The following is a 20221-nucleotide window of genomic DNA, read 5'->3' as shown; positions in this document are numbered from 1 at the left end:
TGAGCGCATTTATCGATCTAATTTTGTCCTATCAAAATAGATTAATTATGCAACAAAAGAAAATCACACTTTTATTATTACCTATTGTTTTATTTTCCTGTACTCAGGGAGAGTCTACGGATAATTCAAATACAACCGGCCCCGATGCTATTGTTTACAAGATGCCTGAAGAATCGGCTCCCCACGAGGGAACATGGCTTCAATGGCCACATCAGTATCAATACGGTATGACCTATCGTAACCGACTGGATGCAACCTGGGTCGCTATGACCAAAGAACTTGCTCAAAGTGAAAAGGTTCATATCATTGCGTATGATGGTGTAGAAAAAGAACGTATTGAGGGGCTGCTAAATAACGCCGGAGTTTCATTATCAAACATCAATTTTAAGCTTTATCCAACCGATGATGTTTGGGTAAGAGACAATGGCCCCATCTATGTAAAGGATAAAAACGGACAGTTATTTATTCAGGATTGGGGATTTAATGGCTGGGGTAATAAGGCTGATTTTAACAACTGTAATACAATTCCTTCTAAAATCGCAGCTGACAATGGTACTCCAAAAGTAAATCTTAATGCCGTCATGATCAATGAAGGAGGCAGCGTTGAAATTGATGGAAATGGGGTATTAATGGCATGTAAAAGCTCCATCCTTAATACCAATAGAAATCCTGGAATGACTCAACAACAGGCAGAAGCAATATTTACCAAAAATTTAGGCATAACTAAATTTATCTGGCTGGAAGGAAAAGCAGGCCTCGATATCACAGATATGCACATTGATGGGTTTGCCAGATTTGTCAATTCATCCACAATTATCACCATGAATTCTAACGATCTTGCCTATTGGCAGGTTCCGGATAATGATATTGATAAATTATACAGTGCAACAGGTAAAAATGGTACCACTTATCAATTTGTTAAGATTCCTTTGACAAGAAATGATGTGATGACTACTTATGGGAAAAATGTTGGCCGCGCATCATACATCAATTATTATATTGCAAACAACCGGGTATTGGTTCCCAATTACAATGACCCTAACGACGTAGTTGCAAATCAAATAATCCAACAGCTGTACCCAGATAAAACAGTAGTTGGAATCGATTGCCGTAATCTATTTGCCAATGGTGGAATGGTGCATTGTGTAACACAACAGCAGCCAAGATAGAAAAATGAAAGCGTATTCAAAATGAATACGCTTTTGCTTTTTACCTTAAGTGTTTTTAAAGTTGAAATTAATCTGTCTTTTTCAAAAGCATTGGTTTATTTTAGAAAATTATTCAAATAGTTTAAAATTGTTGAAGTCTGCATCATCAGGCTTACATGCCCCTGTCCGGGAACAATAGCCAATTGTGATTTTGGCATCGCTCCCATATCCGCAGAAACACCACCACCTAGTAATTTATAGGTTTTCATCAACTCAATTTTATCCAGTCCGTCATTATCTCCAGCTATAATTAATACAGGTGCAGAAATTTTCGCAATATTAGCATCACCTAAATCGAATGGTTCTCCGGCAGTGGCCATCATCTGTTGCAAGAACTTTGTCCATTTTGTTTTATCAGGTGCTACAGCGTCATATGCAGTCTGTAAAGGACTACCTGTAAACATTTCAGGTTTCATTTTCTTAAAAGCATTGCCTACTTCGGGTATCCAGCCGCTACTTTTATAGGTGGCAGAAATAATCACTAAACTATTTAGTCTTTTAGGGTTTTGAATAGCAAACTGATACGCTATTGCCCCCCCAAAACTATAGCCCGCAACATCGGCACTCTCAATTTTCAGGTAGTCCATTAGCCCTACTACGTCACTTGCTAAAGTAGCCTGAGATAATTTCCTTTCCGAAAACTCTGTATGTCCATGTCCCTGCAATTCAACTGCTATTACTTTTCTATTTTTTGATAATTCCGGAATCAGCTGCCCCCAGTTCATATCAATTGTCATAAAAGCACCATGCAATAAAATGATCGGTTTACCCTCTCCATACACTTCGTAATACATCTTGATACCATTTACAGGTACGTATCCACTACTTGACGGTTTGATTTTCTGTCCATATAATGATGATGCTGTAAGCATCATAACAAAAACCATTAGCAATGGTTTAAAGAGTTGATTGAATTTGATTAAATTTTTCATAGTAATATTTAGATTTTGGTTTATATATTCTGATTATACAAGTCTCACACTTTCAAATCTCTTAACCAAAATTACCAAATCACAATGAAAACGAGCTTGCCATAAGGCAAGATTTTACGTAAGGAACATTTGCCCTTAGGATGTTCATTAGCTTAAAAAAAACTCAATTAACAAAAGCCTTTCCGGATATTTAATCGATTCCATAAATGAGAAATTATTTTCACTATACCTGCGAAACAAAAGTAAAAACCACTATATAAAAAGCAATTAAACAAAAACATTTTCTTGATAACTTAATTTCTATTAATAAAAATTGATTAATTTTAGCATAGAACTAAACCAAATTTATTATGAAAAATTTAAAGAAAATCAACAAACAGGATTTGAAAACAATTAAGGGTGGTATCAACTGTCCAGGTGGTCAAATATGCTTAATCAATGGCAAATGGCAGTGCACGGCATATGACGGATGTGGTGGCGGAAATCAGCCATAAATTTCAAATTTAACCCCAAATTACTTTATTATGAAAAATTTAAAAAAAATTTCAAGAGATCAATTGAAGATCACTAATGGTGGAGCCGTAACCTGTGCTGAAATATGCTGTCCACCTCCAGGAGTAAAAAGATGTCCATGGCTGTATTGTTTTGCACCATGTGAAATATTAAGTTAAAAACTTTATTGTAAAAATAAAAACCTGTTATTAGTAATTAATAGCAGGTTTTTTATTTATACCAAACTCTTTAAATTAAGTAATTATTCCAAAGATACTCTTACTCAAATGATTGGATTAAATATTTTTAGCCAGCTGTTTCTATTTAGCAATCGTCCACATATAGGCAGTGGCCGATGTTGAACGAGGCTCATAGGTGATTGGAATTACTTTACCGTTTCTTTTTACCTCAATAGTTAAAGATTTTGAATAACTTCTGTATAACGGAATAAGGTCTACCGCATTGTTGATCGTATCCCCGTCTTGTAATCCAGCTCTTGCAGCAGGGGAATTGACTTTTATATTTTTAATCTGCTCACCAGCTTTGATAGACTTTGGATACTCAAAACCCAGGTCAAAAAATCTTGCCTTAACAGGTTTTCTTTTAAACTTCTCACCAAAAGCATTATCTACCGGAATCAGTAGATTGCCTGCCAACATGCTTTCATAATCCGCTACAGCCCATGCTCCGGCCTCTTTCTTCAGCAGGCTTACCCATGAATCAGAAGTGATTGGCTCTCCTCGTTTTTTCATAGAATCCAATGTGTTAATCAGTGCAAGCACAGTGACTTTCGTTTTGTGCATCCTTAGTTTTCCCTCAAGGTCAGCAAAATACATTGATCCTCTGGTATAAGGCGTAGTCCATGCATTAGTACCCGACCACATAACCTCTGGTATTTTTTTGTTCGGTGTATTCCTCAATGTATTCGTATAATATTCAGCTGCCTGTTCATTGACTACTTCAAGATATTTTTTTTCGCTAATCAATTGTCCATCGTACAATAATTTTACTGAAAGATAATCGGCAATACCCTCTACATACCAATCTGTCAGTCCATCAGGATCAATAAGGTCCGAGACAAAAACATGGATCATTTCATGAGCTGATAGTACTTTTGTATCTTCATCATTCATTGACATTTGTTTAGGAAGGTACAGAAGAAACGATCCATTCGTAGCCCTTCCACTTGACATCGGATTACCGTCGTAAGACCTGAAAAAATAATAAAAAGGGGAAGTGGGTGGCCCATTCAGACTATCTCTTATGGTTGTATATGCCTTCTCATACCAATCCGCAGAAGCATTCAACTCACTGTTTATTTCCTGCCCCAGTCCATACATACTAAATCCCATATTTGCTTTAGCGCTTGCATGGGAATACAGGCTTCCTGCCAGAAATTGTGTTTCAAAAAGATCAATCACAGATGTCTGGAACGAAACATTTTTCCCAAAACCCTGGCTGCAAACAGCCTCCTGACCGTTATTTAACGTCCAATGGAGATTAATCGTAATTTTCTTTGAATGGTCAGGAAATAACAGAAAACTTCCGATTGCCCCTGACAATCCATCCCCTGCAGCCTGTAAGTCTTTTACAGGTCCACTTTTCAAAGCAATTCGTGGCGCCAGTGGTACATAATATGAAACCGTTAATGGTCCATTCTGAGCACGTAGAGCCTTCCAGTTTATATAGTCTGAACTATTTGACTTATCACCTGTCTGAAGTTTAAGAGGAAATACTCCTAGCCTATCTTTTACCTGCAAATTAGACACGGTATCACTACTCCTTTGTAATGGATACATTTTATCTAATAAAAATAATAATCTCTCCGTGTTATTGCTAAAATCTTCGGACAAAGTATAAGATACATCAATACCTGTAGGATTAACTTTATTCTCATACCTAAATTTAAGGTTAATATCAGCTGATTGACCATAACCTTGTTGTACACCTAAGAATAAGAAGACGAAAATAATTAGAGAACGTTGAAACATCATGAATATCTATTTATAGTTTTCAAAAAAATTTCTTATTTAGATCCTACGAGAAACGTGAAACCTTTTACTAAGGTAAGAAAATACTGGTCATAAATACACTCATTAATGAATTTTGAGTTGACCAAAAATTATCTCACGTCTGCAATAAATGTTAAACAAATAGTGAGATAGGATCCTGAGAAAGAATTCTAATTTTGAATTTATCCAGTAAATAACATTCAATTGTAATGGCTCTTTAATTGATCTTATTTAGGTTTGTATCAAGAACAAACTTTAAGTTTGCAAAATCTGTATTGGCCTCGACCAAAGTGCAAATTCCATTGTTGTATGTGTACGTAGTAGTGTTTCCGTTCGGCAGATCGATCTTGTATTTTTTAGAATTAATCTTCTGGATAGGAATCATTTTTTGGAATTTCTCTGAAAAAACAGATTTTATTTTTTCAGGCTCATTAAAATACAGACTTGCCGTAGAGCTGAAAATAGACTGTTTTAGAGAACCATTGGCTCCATCTTTGTCCGAAAGATTATAAAAACTTCCGTTCCAGGTAGCAGTATTGTTCACTTTCAGTTTCCCGTTCATTGTTCGATAAAGTTTGGCCTGCTGCAGAATATTCTGTTTAAAGGTGACCCCCATTTTGTCATAAATCTCAATACTGTAAAGTATTTTTACTTTGGCTCGGGATTCAAAAAGATATTCGGTAACATCGTCTTTCAAAGAACGTTCCACACGGATATTACCAATGATTTTATTGTCTTTTATAATAGAATAATTCAGATATTCTTTGCTGGTCGGTGGTGCAATATCGGGTTGAAAATAATTAAACAACATGACCGAAAAAATCAGGAGTGCTTTCATAATAAAGATATTTATGATGCAAAATTAGGTATGGGGAAACCTTGGAATGTTCCATAGGATAAATGCGAACCTTTTATTTAAAAATAACATAACAAACTAAAAATAAACAACTTAATCACGAAACAACGTTCTAATTTATAATCCTGAACATTGTTTTTTACATGCTAGATGTGTAAGATGGGAATTTTTTAAAGTAGTAACTAAAATTAGAATTGAAAAATTCATATAAAAGCATTCCTGTATTGAAAGGAGTTGTAAACTAAAACAGTTAGCATTTTTGAAGATACTACTTATAGAAAAATAAAAAACCAGCAATTTTCACAAATTGCTGGCTTAATAAATTTCTAAAGTTTCATTTGTAGCGGACTGAAAGGAATAACAATCGAACGCCTAATACCTACACTATTTTTTTTGCATACAAGTCTGGTGTTGCAAAGAGGCTTTAAATATGACGGAGTGTGTTTTTCCTCCGGGCATACCATAAGAACAGAAAAAACTATCCAGGAGATCCCCAAAAAAGGAGGGTGCCTTTTGAGACACCCTCCTTTACTATTTTTCTGTTACGGGCATACAATCTTTATGACCGCCAGCACCAACAACATTGGGGTTTTTACTACTGTCCATCAGGTACATATAAACGGACAATTGATGTGCACATTCCGGACCAGGTCTAACATGTTTATAATCATTAGTAGAATCCACTTGAAATTCTTTACCAGGTACATGTAAACAACGATTACCATTGATACTAGGCCAGTCAGGAAGTGTAGGAACCTCATCGGCACTGTTATAACTTCGAACTATGTTATTTTCTTTAATTAGTTGGGCAGCCCAGGTAATAAAATTAAAGTTTCCTACCCTTGGCGATGCAAAGGTAAAGAGGCGGACATTATCCCTGCCTTTCAAGGTTGCCAGTGCAGCAAAATAAGTAGCCATTGTAGCACCCAGACTATATCCTATAGCCGTTATATATTTGGGCGCGTTCCCTCCAAAAAGGACGCCCGGATTTCTTGCAAACTCAAATAACGAAGCCCGGCCAGTATTTCCACTATTCTTCAGCGGTACAATCTGGGCCTTTTTCAACATTTCATGAAAGCCTTGTGGGATTTTGCATTTACCCATATTGTCATACTCTATGAAGGACTCCTCTGCAAATCTTTTATCTTCATATGATTCAAAAAGAGTTTGTGTACCACGAAAGGCTACCACGCAAATCGGATTTTTAGGATCGGTGGGATTTGCTTCCATTGCGATATAACCATAGTAGGATAAGTACTCCTCCGGTAATATTACGATCTCCTTGCCGTCCATCGTGGCCACATTTTCCTTGACCTGTATTGTGTATTGTATATTGAAATTAGCCAAAAAATCAACATCTCGCACAAGGGCAAAGCTAGGATCGTTATATACTTTATAATATGCTTCCTTATCAGGATAATAGTCCTGGTCCGGCGGAGCGTATTTACCAACACCGACCGCCATTTGAATAGCGCCGGCATACTTAAGGGCATTTACTTTGTCAGATTCAGTAGCAACAGCTGCTACCGTTGGTTTTTCTTGTTGTTCCATAGTATATTAGTTTTTATTGGTAAAGAATGAAATTTGAGGTATATGAAACCTGAAATTAACACTTTTCCATAATCTAAATTTAAATATAATCTGGATAACCTACACTATTAAAAGTTAATAAATGTCGAACTAATGCATTCTAAAATCAAGTCGTTAAATATTCCTAATATTTAATTTACAAGCATTTAATCTCAATTCTACGACATTTTTTGTGAGATTTAAGAGTGCCACGATTTTGCCACAACTTTTTTGAGCATTTTTGAAAATTTTGAATATATCTCCAAAAAAACAAAAAACCTACAATTTTTACAAATTGTAGGTTCTTTGTTTTTTAAGTTTTACCTCTTAGCGGAGAGAGAGGGATTCGAACCCCCGGACCTGTTACAGTCAATAGTTTTCAAGACTATCGCAATCGACCACTCTGCCATCTCTCCTTAACTTCAGTTATACTGTCGTTTTCAGTGGTGCAAATATAGAATGTTTTTTAATTCTGACAAAATAATTTCCCGGTAAATTTTAACAAAATGAAATAATCCACTAGAAATCAATTCGATTATTTTCAGCCAGCTCTTTACTAGCCAGCAAAATCTCCTAAAACAGGATAAAAAATAAACGCATCAAATTCATGATGCGTCTACTATATATTGTATCAGATTTGAGTATTAATGTAACTCTGCAAGGTACTTCTCAGCATCAATTGCCGCCATACATCCACTTCCTGCTGCTGTAATTGCTTGTCTGTATATATGGTCCTGAACGTCACCTGCCGCAAAAACACCAGGAAGATTCGTTCTTGTAGATCCTTTTTCAGTCACGATATATCCGTTCTCATCAAGGTTAATTTGTCCGGCAAAAATACCTGTATTCGGTTTGTGACCGATAGCGATAAAAATTCCGTGAACGTCAACTGTAGATTTCTCCTGATTTTGATTGTTGATCACTACCGCTCTTTCTACCAAATTATTTTCACCTTCAATACCAATTAACTCATGGTGAAATTTCACTTCAATATTAGGTGTGTTCTGAACTCTGTGGATCATCGCTTTTGAAGCTCTGAACTCATCTTTTCTCACCAACATGGTCACTTTATTCACCAATTTAGCAAGATAAGTCGCTTCTTCAGCTGCTGTATCTCCTGCTCCTACTACCACAACGTCTTTTCCTCTATAGAAAAATCCGTCACAAGTAGCACATGCAGAAACACCTCCACCATTATATTTTTTCTCATCATCCAGACCCAGGTACTTTGCAGTAGCCCCAGTAGAGATAATTACCGTTTTTGCCAAAATCTCCTTGTTTCCCGCATATAATTTATGTACCCCTCCTACTTCCTTAGAAAACTCGGCTTTCGTGATCATTTCATAATGAACTTTGGTATCAAATCTTTCTGCCTGTTTTTGCAAATCCATCATCATTTCAGGACCTGTAATACCTGCAGGATATCCGGGAAAGTTATCAACCTCCGTTGTTGTTGTTAATTGTCCGCCTGGCTCCAAACCTGTAAACAATTCAGGTTTAAGATCTGCTCTTGCCGCATAAATTGCCGCTGTAAATCCAGAAGGCCCTGATCCAACGATTACACAATCTAAAATATTTTGCTCCATAATTTACTTTTCAAAAAGATTAAAATTAAAGTTCGCTAATTTCGTAATTTTAAATGTTTTATTAAAGGAATTTTAATGATACTTGTCAATAATCAATATGTCGGTTGTCGATGATCGTTGTAATGGGTTTTGAGTTTGTAAAATTGTAAAACTGCTGAATCGTAAAATCGCTTAAAAATGCAGTGTTATAAAAGTAATCTTTTTTAATTCCATCACCCTAACACCCTCAAAATCTAACACTCTCAAACACTCTTACTCTCAAACACTTTCAACCTTCAACTCTCCACTTTCCACTCCCTTAAACCTTCATCTTAAACTTATCTACATTAATAATCTTATACACCAATTCCTTGATCAATTCTCCTTCGCTCATATTCACAGCCCCAAGTCCCTTTCCTTTCATATCAAATTCCCTTAAAATAGAAACAACCCTTGTCGCATGCTTTAAAGGATATAATCTTGCTGTTTCAGCATAATCTTTGATAAAATAAGGATTAATTCCCATTTGAGAAGCAATTACCTGTGGGGGTTGCCCTGCCATCGTCTGATAAATAATTACATTTGAAAAGTAGTTATACAGACTGGCCAACATCATTACAAAAGGATTATTTTTAGGATTTTTTCCCATAAAATGGGCAATTTTAAATGCTGCATTAGCATTCTTTGTTCCTAAAGCCTTTTGAAGTTCAAATACATTGTATTCCTTACTAATGCCAATATGGTTTTCGATAATTGTTCCATCCAGAACTTCACCTTCTTTAAGAATGATCTTTAATTTACCAAGTTCGTTGGCAATTCTGGACAGGTCATTACCTAAATATTCGGCTAAAAGGTGTGAAATATTAGGTGCAGTTTTGATATTTAACTGAATACATTCATCTGCAATCCATTTTGGAAGATTATTATCTCTGATCGATTCACTGAGGAAAAGCACTTTGGCTTTATCTAGAGCCTTTGTTACTTTTTTCCTGCTATCGAGTTTCTTATGTTTATGAGCAAAAACCAGAACCGTAGAAGGCACCGGATTTTCTACATAAGCTTCCAGAATTCTGTTTTCTTCTTCATTGAGTTTTAAATCCTGAGCCTCTTTTACAATGATCACCTGCTTGTCTCCCATCATAGGAAACTGTCTTGCTAAAGAAAGAATCTCTTGATAGGAAGTATCCTTCCCGTAGGTCACTGTCTGATTGAACGCCTTTTCATCTTCTTCCAAAAAGTTATGTTCAAGCGCCTTTATAGCAACATCAATAAAATAAGGTTCGTCTCCGTGGAAAAAATAAATCGGTAAAACTTCTTTATTTTTAATATTTTTGAGGATTAAATCTAATTCTTTCATCTTTTAATGGAACTTCCAAAACTGAATTTTAGAGAAACTTTTGATTTTAAATTCAAGAAGGACAAAGATAAGTTTTTTATTTATGATTTAGTTCGTAAAACTTACCTTTTGCTTACCCCTGAAGAATGGGTAAGACAGCATTGGATACACTATTATCTTACGGTAAAGTCTTATTCTGTATCTGCGTTGATTACAGAAAAGAAGATCGTTTTAAATGGCCTCACCAAAAGAATTGACCTTCTGATCACAGAAAAAACTCAGCCAAAAATTTTGATCGAGTGTAAAGCTCCCCAGATCAAATTAACAGAAAAAACTTTTGAACAGACCGCAAGGTATAATTCTATTATTGGTGCTGAAGAAATTATTCTTACGAATGGTTTACAGCATATTAATGCCTATTATGAAAATGACCAATATCAGTTTTATAAAGCCGATCATTAATTGTTCAAAAAAGAGGTGATTATATAGCTAAATTTTAATACTTCGTTGTTAAAAACAACTTATTTGGTTAACTAATAATTCATAATTTTAAAATACATCCGATAGTGATCATGATATTAAATTTCCATAAATTTAAGCTACATTAATTTAAAGTCACCATAAAAGAACGCATAAACATTTCTGAAAATCTATGATTTTTTGTCTTATGTGAGTTTTACTTTTCAAAATAACAGGCTTTAAATTTTTTCTGTTTTTAAATAAAAGTCAACAGTTAATATGAGTATCACAAACATTATATTCGATTTTGGAGGCGTTCTTATGGATTGGAATCCGAGGTATTTTTTTAAAACCTATTTCAACGATGACGATAAAATGGAATACTTCCTCACCCATATCGCTCAGTCAGAATGGAATGAAGAGCAAGACCGGGGAAGAAGCCTTATGGAAGGAACTGATATTCAGGTTATGAAATTTCCGGATTGGGAAAAAGAATTAAGAGCCTATTATGACAATTGGCATGTCATGCTAAAAAGTGATATCCCACAAAATGTGGCAGTTCTGAAAAAACTAAGCAAAACAGACTATCACCTTTATGGACTCACGAACTGGTCTGAAGAAACATTTCCTTACGCTTTGGAAAACTATGATTTCTTTCAACTTTTCGGAGGTAAAATAGTCGTTTCAGGAGCCGAGAAACTAATAAAACCGGATCCTAAGATCTGGCATCTATTATTGGAGCGTTACAATATTCAGGCTGATGAATCAGTTTTCATTGATGATAACCCCAAAAATATAGAAATGGCAAAAACCTTGGGCTTCCATACCATTCAGGTTTTTCCCGAAACTAATTTAGAAAAAGAACTGATTGATTTGGGATTGAAAATCTGATAAAGATCCAATTATTAGCATTTTATTACTCCTCATTATAAGTTATTTTATTAATTTAGATGGTTCAAGACTGGAGGTACGGATTACAAGATCCGCGATCTTAGCAAATACTTTATACAGGGTTAAGAAATAGAGAATTGTTGGTACTGACTGGTGTAAAAGCGATTTTGCAATTCCACGATTTTGCAATTTCACTTATTAAAAAATGAGGATGGTTAATATGAACTACCATAAAAGCGATTCTGCAATTCAGCAATTTTGCAATTTCACCTTTTAACAATCATTGACATACATAACATTAATTCAAATAACTCTACTAACTTTTAAATAATAACCAACTATGATACGTTCAATCTTACTAACCACTATTTTCATGACATCAGGAGTATTATTCAGCCAGAATCTTAAATCGGTTTCCTATCAGGACGGCTCACAAAAACTGAATGGAATGGTAACCTCCAATGCCGGAAAAAAACTTCCGGGGGTACTGATATTACCTGCATGGAAAGGAATTGATGACGAAGCTAAAACTGCAGCTGCAGAACTTGAAAAACAAGGGTATATTGCTTTTATAGCAGACATTTATGGAGAAGGAAATATCCCTGCCGACAGCGATGCAGCAGGAAAAGCATCAGGACACTATAAACAAAACTATACAGAATATCAGAAACGTATTTCATTGGCATTAGAACAATTGAAGAAAAATGGCGCCACTAAATTTGCTGTTATCGGATATTGTTTTGGTGGAACCGGAGCTTTAGAAGTAGCAAGAGCCAATATGCCTGTAGCAGGAGTTATTTCTATTCATGGAAGTATTGGTAAGGACCAGACAAGAAAAAACGGCCCTATTTCAACGAAGATGCTAATTGAAAACCCAGCTGATGACAAGGGGGTTACTCCACAGGATTATGATAACCTCATCAAAGAAATGAATGAAGGAAGTGCAGATTGGCAGATTATCACCTATGCACATTCAAAACATACATTCACAGATCCAAAATCTCCGGATTACAATGAAGTAATGGCGAAGAGAGCATGGAATCATACGTTGATGTTTTTGAAGGAGGTTTTGAAGTAATTTTTTTAATGTAACAATTTACCAGTGTAAAAGTGTAACAATTGGTAAATCATTGTATTTAAATTTGTGACATTAATGCACTGATTGGATTCCATACTGCGCTTGCAGGGTTTAATTTCGTGCTCTGAAGACAAGATTGATGGTCAATCTATCGCTCTAAAATATTGCTTTATCACATATTGACGAGAGCCTTTGCTGAGTGAAACGCCTTCGCGATCTTACAGCATAAGACTTTTGAGACCTTTTGCGTCTTTGCGATTAATTATTGTCAAGTTTTTTAACGCAAAGATTGATGATTATAGTGTAGAATGTAAGATAGCAAAGATGGGCTTCGCCTATGAAGCGTGAATATAAAAAGAAATCAGAGATTTCTTTAAAACTTAAGTGCTCTTCATATGCAGTAAGTATTAAACTTAAAATAACTAAAGTTTCCTTCTAAGAGCATTGGGGTTTGTTTTGTAGAAATGATAACATAAAAATAGTGTAGAGATTCCACACTACACTCCGTTTCGCTCTGAATGACAATAGTCCGTTATAAACACCATTTCAGATGATCCCTCAAACACACCCCAGGCTATAAAAAGATCGAAATTTCTTCTACTCTAATACTCTCCTAATACACTCAAACACTCATACTCCCTCATCAAGCTTCCATTACTTTCAACTCTCCATTTTCAACTTCCCACTCCCAACTACTCCTCTCTATTCACAAGATCCATAGAAAAGGCGGGAAGACAAATAGCAATATACTCGCATGGTTCTGTAAAAGGGTTGCTGTATCGCACTCGCGCTCCTTTCTCCACAAGAATACTTTGCCCTTTTTCAAGGATGACAATTTCACCATCTATTTCAAACTGTTTTTTACCGGAAATAATGATGGTAAACTCATCAAACTGTGGGGTTTGGTGTGGCTCACTCCAATCAGGAGGTGCTACCATATGAGCGATAGACACATTGGAATTCTGGGTAGAATTTCCCCAATGTTCTTCAATTAATTTTCCGTCTGTTGTAGGAACTACAAACGGGGATTTTTGAATTTTATATTTTTTCATTTTACCCAGTTTTCTTTTTTAATTTCATAGACGAAATTGGTTCTGGTAGGTTCAGCAAAATAAGCAACTTCCTCCTCTCCAATCTTTTCTCCACCCAATCTCTCCATAGCAATCTGAGAACGAAGGTTTTCTTTGCCTACATGAAAATGGACTTTATCCACAAACTGAAAGATATAATCCAGCATTAGTTTTTTAATTTTTGGATTAACTCCTTTTCCCCAGCATTTCGTTCCATAAAAAGTATAACCTATAAAAATATAGTTATCTTTTTCGTCAAAATTATAATATCTGCTGCTTCCCAATACATCTCCTGAAGTCTTATCTATGATTTTAAAAGCACCTTTACTTTCCATAGCGCCTTGAAAAAAACTTTCAAAAACCTCTCTTTTGTAACGGTCTTTATTTGGATGCTGCTCCCAAACTTTGGGATCGGATGCTACCTCATATACAGATTCAAAATCCCCTTGTATTAAGGGGATTAATTGAAATTCTTTATCTTCTAAAATAGGTTGAATCGAAAAATTCATAGTCTTAGCTTTTTGTTTTAGCTGCGTCAGTTTCTATTTTTTTGATTTCTTTTAGTTTATCGGAAATTTTGATAACAGCATCTAATTTAGCCGGTTTTAAAGCCACCTCAGCCTGAGCCATATCCCATTTAATAACCAGATTTCCAGAATTTTCGTCTGTAGGATTCAATGTAATCTCAAACCACTCCTGTTTATCCGCTAATTTATTTACGGGTACGGTAATATCCACCACATCCTGTTTTGCGTCATAGGTGTAAGCTCCCCACTGTTGGAAATCTTTATTCAAGATAACTTTCCATTCTTTTTCTGTTGGAACAATAAATAAACCATAAGTCCCGGCCGGAACTGTTTTTCCACCAAAATTAACAGCCTGTCCGAATGTGATCTTTGTTGATGAGTTCGCTCCTGCTCTCCAAACTTGTCCGTAAGGAACCAGCTCCCCGAAAATTTTACGTCCTTTTACTCCAGGTCTTCCGTAATCGATACTTATCTTAGACATAGAAAACTGTTGTTCCACCTTTTGACGCGGACTTGCCGCCGGTACAGAATAGTCCTGAGCAAAACTTAAAGCTGACACTGACAGGCAAACTGCAAATAGTAATTTTTTCACGTGTAAATTTTTGCCTAAAAATACGAAATCAAAATAAGACAGCCTTTCCCAATCCTTATAATTTTTTCTTAATTTTAAACATTTCTGAGTACTTTTTTTACCTGCTCGATATGCCTCACTTGATGGTAAATTACAAATCGTAAAGTATCCCCTAATTTCAGCTTGATCAGCTTGGAAATACTGATGCTTGTCTTCGTTTTTTCCAGATCAATATCTTTTGCTTTATCCAATAGGTTGAGTAGTTGCTGTTGCCCTTCAATAAACTTCTTTATAACATTTTTATCCAGTCTGCTATGAATGGGATTCATTGCTTTGAAAGTTTTCATGGCATTCGATTTTTCTTTGGGAAGCATTGATTTTGCAAAATAGTTTCCTAATATCCCTGGTGAAAAAGTTGCTTTTGGAGAAGTCTTGGAAGCGTGGATTCGCTTAGAAATTTCCGGGATATAAAAACAGTCATAAAGATTAAGATGTTCAATACATTCGAGAGCACTCCAGGAGTTTTCAGAGGTCCTTTGATTAAGCTCCTCCTGATCAGTTTTCTGCAAAATTGTTTCTATATACTGGATATTACTTTGTGTAATACTCTTTAATTCGGAAATTAATTGTGACGAAGAAATTTTCATTGATTCTTTTTATACAAATTTCTGTATTTAAAGATCTTTAAATATTGATTGAACTCAAGATTTTTTTAATCTTGATAACGTCTCGGGACTCATTCGAAGGTAGTTGGCAATATATTTATTAGGGATTTCCTGAAATAATTTTGGACTTCTCTTTAAAACTCTTTCAAAACGCTCACGGGGAGAATTGATCAGCAGGTCTTTTTCTCTTTCGATCTGTTGCAAAACAAGATCCTCTAAAATAAAAGTCCATAGTCTCAAATTCGCATCACTTGACTGGATAAATTCATAAAAATCTTTCTTTGAAGCTATTTTCACTTTCGTCTTTTTAATAGCCTGAATATAGAAATCCGATGGCTTGTCAGATAAAAATGAATCCAAAGAAACAATGATATTTCCGGTGTATCCAAACCTGATAATCCGCTCTTCATCTTCATCCATGATAAAGATTCGGACACTTCCTTCTTCCACGAAATAGACATTGGTGTCAGTCTCTTCTTTTATTTTCAGAAAATCATATCGTTGAATTGTTTTTTGAGTCCGAAAAAGATCAGCATCAATAAGTGTTTGGATGATATTTACAGAACTCATAGATTCAAAATAGCCTAATAGAATAATCTATAAAATTAAATAAAATCAGAACAATATCGCTTTCTCTAATTCCAATAATTTTTGTTTCCTCCAGATTCCGCCTGCATATCCCACCAGATCTCCATTCGACCCAATGACACGGTGACACGGAACAAGAATGGCTATTTTATTGATCCCATTAGCCGTGCCAACAGCCCTGATAGCTTTTGGATTTCCTAAAAACTCTGATTGTTGCTTGTATGTCCTGGTCTCTCCCATTGGGATCTCGCATAAAAGATTCCATACTTTTTCCTGGAACTCAGTCCCTGTCATATACAATGGAACATCAAACGTTTTCCTTTTCCCATTAAAATACTCTTCCAATTCTCTTTCTAATTGTTGAAAGTGCTTGTTCTCTCCCTGGACGATCTCTGCATTTAATGCTTTCGATAGTGATACAAACTGCTTCTCCATGTTTTTCCGGTCTGTAAATTCCAGCAGACAAATTCCTTCATCTACGGCACAGGCAAACATTGTTCCCAGTGGAGTTTCAATTCTTTTAAGATCAATAATTCCCTGCATTTTGGTATGTTTAGGAGAAACACCAACGATATTTTTAAAACGTTCATTAAAGCCACTCAGGCTCTCATATCCGGAGTCTAAAGCTGCCTCAATGATACTTTCTCCATTCTTTATTTTTTTGAAAGCTTTATTCATTCTCAGTTTTCTCTGATAGGCCTGAAAAGTAATCCCATGGTTTTTGAGAAACCAGCGACGTACAGTCACCGGTTCAATATTTCTGGTTAGCAAATCGGCATCTTTAATTTTCAAAGATTCATCGTGCATGAGTTCATTTAGTAATGCCTGAATGTAAGAAGGTGTTTCATTCAGTTTTTCGAGTGGCCTGCATACTTTACATGCTCTGTAACCGTGATGAATAGCTTCTTTAGTGTCCAGAAAAAATTCTACATTTTCTCTCTTTGGCTTTCTGGCCGTGCAGGTAGGCCGGCAGAATATTCCTGTCGTTTTTACAGCCATCCAATAGGTTCCCTCAAAAGTAGAATCCTTATCCAAAGAGGCCTGATACATTCTATCCTCTGTAAGTCTCATAATTAAATAAAAATAGGTGAAAAACTTTGTTCTGTAAGAACCACACGGCCCATATCCTCCAAACGATTATAAATATATCCATTTAAAAAATTACCTGAAGAAATTCTTTTAACCTTTAAATTTTTTAATGTTTTAAAATCGGGCAAATCGGGCATACACATTACATTGATTGGAGTTTCTGTAGCATTGACAATGGTTTCAATATCATTTTCAGAAGTGATACAAGGAACAAAAATACCGTCCATTCCAAGCTCTTCAAAAATCTTTATTCTCTGTAATGTTTCATCAACAGGATTCTCAATTCCCAATAAAAAGGGATCTGTTCTGAAGTTGATAAAAATTTCTATAGAATTTTCTTTCAGTTTTGATACAACAGGCTGGAATTTTTCATAGAGTTCATCACGGGTTAATAATCTCCTTGTACCATCAACCACGATACTGTCTTCAATATTAATACCCACCACTCCCATTGCTGCTAACCTCGCAATATTAGAAACAATATGATCACTTGTATTACCATATCCTCCTTCTAAATCGACGGATAAAGGAATACGTACAGATTTTAATATCCTTTCAACAATATAGAAATATTCATCAAAACTCATCCCTTCTCCATCCTCATAACCCAAGCTATTTGCTACGGCAGAACTTGAAGTGGCCAGTGCTTTGTATCCTAGCTGTTCATATATTTTAGCGCTTTGTACATTCCATACATTCCCGATCAATAGTGGTTCAATAGTATGATGTAAATCTCTGAAAATTTGAATATTTGTCATTTTATTTTTTTATAAAGTTAATCACAGTATGCTTTATTTTGCAACCGAAAAATGGACAAGTATTTTTAAGCTCTTGCTACAGCACAACCAAAACATCCAGGTTTTGCATTGTGAATATGGATATATTGAATGTCCGGATTTTCAAAAATAACCGGAATCTTTTCTTTCAAAAGTTTTCCTTCGAAAACGTCTGCGAAAAGCATGATTCCTTCTTTGGTATAACCCCGAATAGAAAGAAGCCGGTGGTTAAACATGGTTGGAACCTCATTGATCTCATAAATTCTGGTTGCTTTGTTTGCCCTTATAAAAATAGGTCCGCTTGCTTTATAGGGAGAGTCTGCCTTATGAAAATCATAATTAAGAAGAAAAACATGTTCATCAACTTTTGCATCCTCCAAAGTAACCCTACACGGAAAACCTGGAAACTTGTCTACTTTCAACTTTCTTATATTTTTTTCTGAAAGTTCAGTTTCTGATAAATCATTCAAATAAGCAAAGTCTACATCATTCAGTGCTTCGAATCTAAAATTAGTCATATTTTTTATTTCAAATTTAGATACAGAAAATCCATACTACAACCGAAAAACAGACAAGTATTTTTCGACACCTTATTATATGATCAATTAAAAAAATAAAAATCCTCATTTAATACAAATGAGGATTTTTATCTTGTTTAAGCTATTGAGGCATTGCTTTCCATTTCTGAAGAATTGTGGTATAGAAATACATAAACACAAAACCACATACTAAGATAATATAGCTTAAATTAAGTCCTATCGCATCAATAACCGTGGGACATTCAATATAAGAATGCACGGTTCTCGTATCCATACAATTTTCTTTCTGATGAAGACTGATAATTCCAAAGATCAGAAATACAAATAGAGCAAAGCCCGTCATTGAAATCGTAAGAAAAATGGAAGAAATCATTTTTCCGGCTTTTCTCATCATAAATATGGGTACCATAAGAATGATCACAGAAACAGCCAGTGTAAGATAAGAAGCAAAGAACTCCCCTTTTCCGACCTTCAAAAAAGAATACAAAACAGATAATAAGGTAATAGCCAAAATCAATACACCTATACTTATAACACTAAACAGTAGTGACCGTAATCCAACGATTCTGAAACTAAAAATAAAAGCAGCAAGGAAAAAAGCGATCCATAGATAGATATGAATGTACTCTGAAAAGAAATCAAAGTTCTTTATTGTATTAATATTATTTAGAACATCTTTTAGAGAATCCGTATAAAAATAGGAGTTGGTAAGGTGATTTTTAAAGTATTTCTCAGGAGAAATCTGTTTATTGATTTCAGGGTTAAGAGCCGTTATCGCAACTGAATCTTTTACAATGGTCCCATTATCAGCGACCACGGCTTCAGTTTCCGAAACTGCATAATCTGCCTCATATTGCTTTAAGGCAGTCGGATCACCGGTTCCCTGATAATCTTTTACTTTTCGTATAAAATAGGTAGGTTCAAAATTATTATTTTGAGAAGAATAGATCATTTTAGCCCATTCTTTAGCCTCAAGATTCGTCTGTATTTTATATGCTTTGGATATTTTCAAAAATTCAGAAAGCAAACTTTCTAATTCAGCTGAATTACCTTTATCTAGAAGCTCGCTTGTTCTTTTATTAATTTCAAATGCCTTTTGTTTGTAGGCCTTATTTGTATAATTTTCTTCCCGATATTCATGATAGTTTCCGCTCTGATAACGAACACCTTTTGGACTATTATCATAAAAAACATCAGAAAAATTATAATAACTCAGACCAGTTGTTTTGACATACTGTGATAGATCCACCACCTCTTTTTTAAAATAAAATGTGGTATTATTTCCATCCAGCTCTAAATAGATAACAGGTGTTTTCTTCTTTTTTTCAGGTTCAGGTACGATAAAATCCCCTCGCAAATCTTGTTTATCAGACACTTTGGAGTATGTAGAGTAAAACTGATACACCCTATTATAATAAATAAAATACTTTTTATTTGTATCTATTTTATTGATATCTGTTTCACAGAATAAATCGGAAAATGCACTGGGAAACTTCCTGTTATCCAGTGTATATTGCTCAAGATCCTGAGAAAGAAAAGGAGCAGCCCTGTTAATAACATCCACACTTTTTTCTATTCGCTTATCAGGATATTGGTGGTTGATAAACATTCTGAAACCAATCATATATGAAAAATAGAACGTCGTACAGGCAAAGAGGATCATAAAATACTGAACAAACTGTCCAAATAGCTTTCCTTTTGAAGCCGGATAAAAATTCTTAAAAGCATTATTTCTAAACATGGTGATCAGCCAACCCACGATCATTAAGATCGATATGATAAGGTGGATGAAAATAACGCCACTTTTAAAGTAATCGTCTGTTACGCTATAGGTTTGAAGTGACCTTGGGTCCATATGAGACCAGTACCCTATTGCGAAAAAAAGAATATGAATGAGGATACTTATAAGAAGCATCCATATAATTTTTGTATTCCAGATCGTTGGATATCGCTCCAGCAGATATTGATTGAATTGATGTATTTTTTGCATTGTGATCG

At 35.1% G+C, this 20221-nt stretch carries 21 protein-coding genes and 1 tRNA gene; 6 read left to right on the top strand and 16 right to left on the bottom strand.

Translation table 11 applies throughout. The annotated features are described in order from the left end of the window. The first annotated feature begins 47 nt into the window (after positions 1-47). Entirely contained in the window at positions 48-1169 is a 1122-nt protein-coding gene (locus CEY12_RS00615; RefSeq protein WP_089025851.1) for an agmatine/peptidylarginine deiminase, read from the top strand. A 95-nt stretch (positions 1170-1264) separates the two neighbouring features. On the opposite strand, the gene CEY12_RS00610 is transcribed toward CEY12_RS00615, so the two are convergent. Continuing rightward, positions 1265-2140 carry an alpha/beta fold hydrolase gene (locus CEY12_RS00610; RefSeq protein ID WP_089025850.1) on the bottom strand — a complete coding sequence of 292 codons (876 nt, stop codon included), beginning with the start codon at positions 2138-2140 and terminating at the stop codon, positions 1265-1267. A gap of 350 nt (positions 2141-2490) precedes the next feature. Here CEY12_RS00610 and CEY12_RS22170 point away from each other — a divergent pair, with 350 nt between their 5' ends. Together CEY12_RS22170 and CEY12_RS22425 are read left to right on the top strand one after the other, a co-directional pair. Next, complete coding sequence (locus CEY12_RS22170) at positions 2491-2634, top strand: bacteriocin-like protein (protein WP_157676718.1); 144 nt, start codon at positions 2491-2493, stop codon at positions 2632-2634. 30 nt (positions 2635-2664) lie between these two features. Then, positions 2665-2811: a bacteriocin-like protein gene (locus tag CEY12_RS22425; RefSeq protein ID WP_172821000.1), complete on the top strand. Its 147-nt coding sequence runs from the start codon at positions 2665-2667 to the stop codon at positions 2809-2811. 141 nt (positions 2812-2952) lie between these two features. On the opposite strand, the gene CEY12_RS00605 is transcribed toward CEY12_RS22425, so the two are convergent. From CEY12_RS00605 to holA, 6 genes are all read right to left on the bottom strand, one after another. Beyond that, the gene (locus CEY12_RS00605) at positions 2953-4626 is read right to left on the bottom strand and encodes a hypothetical protein (protein WP_157676717.1); all 1674 of its coding nucleotides are present in this window, start codon (positions 4624-4626) and stop codon (positions 2953-2955) included. 235 nt (positions 4627-4861) lie between these two features. Continuing rightward, a complete protein-coding gene (locus CEY12_RS00600; RefSeq protein WP_089025848.1) occupies positions 4862-5482 on the bottom strand; it encodes a DUF6134 family protein in 621 nt (206 codons plus the stop codon). 549 nt (positions 5483-6031) lie between these two features. Further along, positions 6032-7051: a lipase family protein gene (locus tag CEY12_RS00595; RefSeq protein ID WP_089025847.1), complete on the bottom strand. Its 1020-nt coding sequence runs from the start codon at positions 7049-7051 to the stop codon at positions 6032-6034. A gap of 349 nt (positions 7052-7400) precedes the next feature. After that, a tRNA-Ser gene (locus CEY12_RS00590) sits at positions 7401-7485 on the bottom strand. Between the two features lie 228 nt (positions 7486-7713). Next, a complete protein-coding gene (gene trxB, locus CEY12_RS00585) occupies positions 7714-8655 on the bottom strand; it encodes a thioredoxin-disulfide reductase (protein WP_089025846.1) in 942 nt (313 codons plus the stop codon). A 298-nt stretch (positions 8656-8953) separates the two neighbouring features. Beyond that, a complete protein-coding gene (gene holA / locus CEY12_RS00580; protein WP_089025845.1) occupies positions 8954-9991 on the bottom strand; it encodes a DNA polymerase III subunit delta in 1038 nt (345 codons plus the stop codon). A gap of 6 nt (positions 9992-9997) precedes the next feature. On the opposite strand from holA, the gene CEY12_RS00575 reads away from it, so the two are divergent. From CEY12_RS00575 to CEY12_RS00565, 3 genes are all read left to right on the top strand, one after another. Next, a complete protein-coding gene (locus CEY12_RS00575) occupies positions 9998-10432 on the top strand; it encodes a type I restriction enzyme HsdR N-terminal domain-containing protein (protein WP_089025844.1) in 435 nt (144 codons plus the stop codon). Between the two features lie 276 nt (positions 10433-10708). After that, positions 10709-11320 carry an HAD family hydrolase gene (locus CEY12_RS00570; protein WP_089025843.1) on the top strand — a complete coding sequence of 204 codons (612 nt, stop codon included), beginning with the start codon at positions 10709-10711 and terminating at the stop codon, positions 11318-11320. A 340-nt stretch (positions 11321-11660) separates the two neighbouring features. Continuing rightward, positions 11661-12398 (top strand): dienelactone hydrolase family protein, encoded by a 738-nt coding sequence (locus CEY12_RS00565; RefSeq protein ID WP_089025842.1) that lies wholly within the window; start codon positions 11661-11663, stop codon positions 12396-12398. 692 nt (positions 12399-13090) lie between these two features. Here the strand turns inward: CEY12_RS00565 and CEY12_RS00560 are convergent. The 9 genes from CEY12_RS00560 to CEY12_RS00520 all read right to left on the bottom strand — a co-directional run bounded on the left by CEY12_RS00560 (position 13091) and on the right by CEY12_RS00520 (position 20213). Then, entirely contained in the window at positions 13091-13450 is a 360-nt protein-coding gene (locus CEY12_RS00560; RefSeq protein WP_089025841.1) for a cupin domain-containing protein, read from the bottom strand. After that, entirely contained in the window at positions 13447-13977 is a 531-nt protein-coding gene (locus tag CEY12_RS00555; protein ID WP_089025840.1) for a GNAT family N-acetyltransferase, read from the bottom strand. The genes CEY12_RS00560 and CEY12_RS00555 overlap by 4 nt, the downstream gene beginning before the upstream one ends. Positions 13978-13981: 4 nt before the next feature. After that, the gene (locus CEY12_RS00550; protein WP_089025839.1) at positions 13982-14587 is read right to left on the bottom strand and encodes a DUF2911 domain-containing protein; all 606 of its coding nucleotides are present in this window, start codon (positions 14585-14587) and stop codon (positions 13982-13984) included. A gap of 74 nt (positions 14588-14661) precedes the next feature. Beyond that, complete coding sequence (locus CEY12_RS00545; protein ID WP_089025838.1) at positions 14662-15213, bottom strand: DinB family protein; 552 nt, start codon at positions 15211-15213, stop codon at positions 14662-14664. A 54-nt stretch (positions 15214-15267) separates the two neighbouring features. Next, positions 15268-15801, bottom strand: coding sequence for a Crp/Fnr family transcriptional regulator (locus CEY12_RS00540; protein ID WP_089025837.1), 534 nt, complete (start codon positions 15799-15801; stop codon positions 15268-15270). A gap of 45 nt (positions 15802-15846) precedes the next feature. Further along, entirely contained in the window at positions 15847-16890 is a 1044-nt protein-coding gene (locus CEY12_RS22785) for a bifunctional transcriptional activator/DNA repair enzyme AdaA (protein WP_089025836.1), read from the bottom strand. Positions 16891-16892: 2 nt separating this feature from the next. Further along, positions 16893-17666, bottom strand: coding sequence for an isocitrate lyase/phosphoenolpyruvate mutase family protein (locus CEY12_RS00530; protein ID WP_172820999.1), 774 nt, complete (start codon positions 17664-17666; stop codon positions 16893-16895). 65 nt (positions 17667-17731) lie between these two features. Continuing rightward, complete coding sequence (locus CEY12_RS00525) at positions 17732-18202, bottom strand: DUF1203 domain-containing protein (RefSeq protein ID WP_089025835.1); 471 nt, start codon at positions 18200-18202, stop codon at positions 17732-17734. Between the two features lie 142 nt (positions 18203-18344). After that, positions 18345-20213, bottom strand: coding sequence for a hypothetical protein (locus CEY12_RS00520; RefSeq protein WP_157676716.1), 1869 nt, complete (start codon positions 20211-20213; stop codon positions 18345-18347). Between the last annotated feature and the right edge of the window lie 8 nt (positions 20214-20221).

Source organism: Chryseobacterium sp. T16E-39, from assembly GCF_002216065.1.
Lineage (GTDB): Bacteria > Bacteroidota > Bacteroidia > Flavobacteriales > Weeksellaceae > Chryseobacterium.
The sequence above is the reverse complement of the archived record's forward strand: the minus strand, read 5'-3'. Positions and strand labels throughout refer to the sequence as shown.